The organism is Variovorax sp. OV329, from assembly GCF_900114785.1.
In the GTDB taxonomy this organism is placed as follows: domain Bacteria; phylum Pseudomonadota; class Gammaproteobacteria; order Burkholderiales; family Burkholderiaceae_C; genus Variovorax.
On record NZ_FOUG01000052.1, the window covers coordinates 1 to 1,971 of the forward strand.

Sequence of the window (1,971 nt, forward strand, 5' to 3'; positions counted from 1 at the left end):
TGTTGAGTTCCATGCAATCCTGACCCGGCATTTCCATCCAATATTGACCCACCCTCTTTGCGAGCCTGGTGGCTCACGGTGTGGATAAGTTCTTGGTCTTCTCCTTCTTTTTAGATTGGTCTGCCTGACCTGGTTGGGCCGAGCTGTGCTTGAACCGGAAGCTGTCGTTGCCGGTTTCCAGGATATGACAGTGGTGCGTGAGGCGGTCCAGCAGCGCCGTCGTCATCTTCGCATCGCCGAACACGCTGGCCCACTCGCTGAAGCTCAGGTTCGTCGTGATCACCACGCTCGTGCGCTCGTAGAGCTTGGACAGCAGATGGAACAACAGCGCCCCGCCTGAGGCACTGAACGGCAGGTAGCCAAGCTCGTCGAGGATCACGATGTCGGCGTACATCAGACGATGTGCGATGTGTCCCGGGTTGCCGCTGGCCTTCTCCTGCTCGAGTGCGTTGACCAGTTCGACCGTAGAGAAGAACCTCACACGCCGGTGGTGATGCTCGATGGCCTGCACACCCAGCGCCGTGGCGATGTGGGTCTTGCCCGTGCCGGGGCCACCGACGAGCACCACGTTCTGGGCGTCTTCCATGAATTCACATCGGTGCAACTGCCGCACCAAGGCTTCATTGACTTCGCTGTGGGCGAAGTCGAAGCCTGTGAGGTCCCGGTAGGCCGGGAAGCGTGCCAGCTTCAACTGGTAGGCCACCGAACGCACCTCGCGCTCGGCCGTCTCGGCCTTGAGCAACTGCGAGAGCACCGGCTGCGCTGCCTCGAAGGCCGGCGAGCCCTGCTCGGCGAGTTCGGCCACGGCATGTGCCATGCCGTGCATCTTGAGTGCGCGCAGCATGATCACGATGGCTGCACTGGCGGGATCATGGCGCATGGCGCACCTCCTGGACGATGATCGGATCAACTGCGCTCACGCGCCCTCTGAGGGAGTCATAGCGCAACACGTTGGCCTGGGGCTCGTTCGCCAGGCGCAACGCCTGGGGTGCCGTCACTGGCGCTGGCGCCACCGGCTTGCCGTCGAGCAGCCGGTGCAGGACGTTCAGCACATGCGTCTTGCTCGCCACGCCGGCTTCCAGGGCCAGCTCGACCGCGGTCAGCACGGCCTGCTCGTCGTGGTGCAGCACGAGCGCGAGGATCTCCACCATCTCCCGGTCGCCGCCGGGCTGCTTGAGCAGGACGGCCTGCAACCGTCGGAAGCCCTGCGGCAGCTCACTGAAGGGCGCCCCGTTCCTGAGCGCCCCGGGCTTGCGCTGCAGCACCGCCAGGTAGTGGCGCCAGTCGTAGACGGTCTGGCCGGCGGTGTCATGGCGCCGATCGATGATGCGGACGTGCTCGCAAAGAAGCTGCCCCTCGGCCGCCACCACCAGGCGATCCGCGTAGACCCGCAGGCTCACCGGGCGGTTCGCGTAGGAGGCGGGCACGCTGTAGCGGTTGCGCTCGAAGTGCACCAGGCAGGTGGGTGAGACGCGCTTGGTGTGCTCGACGAAGCCGTCGAACGGACGGGGCATGGGCATCAGCAGTGGCCGCTCCTGGGCCCATACGTCTGCCACGGTGCCGGGGAGCTTGCCGTGGGCTATCTCGCCCCACAGCGCCTTGCACCGGCTCTCCAGCCAGTCATTGAGCAGTGCCAGCGTTGCGAACGCCGGCACCGGCTGCCACAGCCGATGCCGAGCATCGCGCACGTTCTTCTCCACCTGGCCCTTCTCCCAGCCTGAGGCCGGGTTGCAGAACTCGGCTTCGAACAGGTAGTGGCTCACCATGGCGCTGAAGCGTGCGTTGACGTCACGCTCCTTGCCGCGGCGCACCCGGTCCACGGCCGTCTTCATGTTGTCGTAGATGCCACGCCGCGGCACGCCGCCCAACACCTCGAAGGCACGGTTATGCGCATCGAACAGCATCTCGTGGGTCTGCAGCGGGTATGCCCGCACGAGGAAGGCCCGGCTGTGGCTGAGCTTGAAGTGCGCC

At 65.3% G+C, this 1,971-nt stretch carries 2 protein-coding genes; both read right to left on the reverse strand.

The features are described from left to right. Positions 1-73 precede the first annotated feature (73 nt). Entirely contained in the window at positions 74-880 is an 807-nt protein-coding gene (istB, locus tag BM345_RS29500; RefSeq protein WP_093387401.1) for an IS21-like element helper ATPase IstB, read from the reverse strand. Continuing rightward, positions 870-1,971, reverse strand: a 1,102-nt coding sequence (gene istA / locus BM345_RS29505) for an IS21 family transposase (protein WP_093387404.1), incomplete at its 5' end; no start/stop codon positions are given. The genes istB and istA, both read right to left, overlap by 11 nt.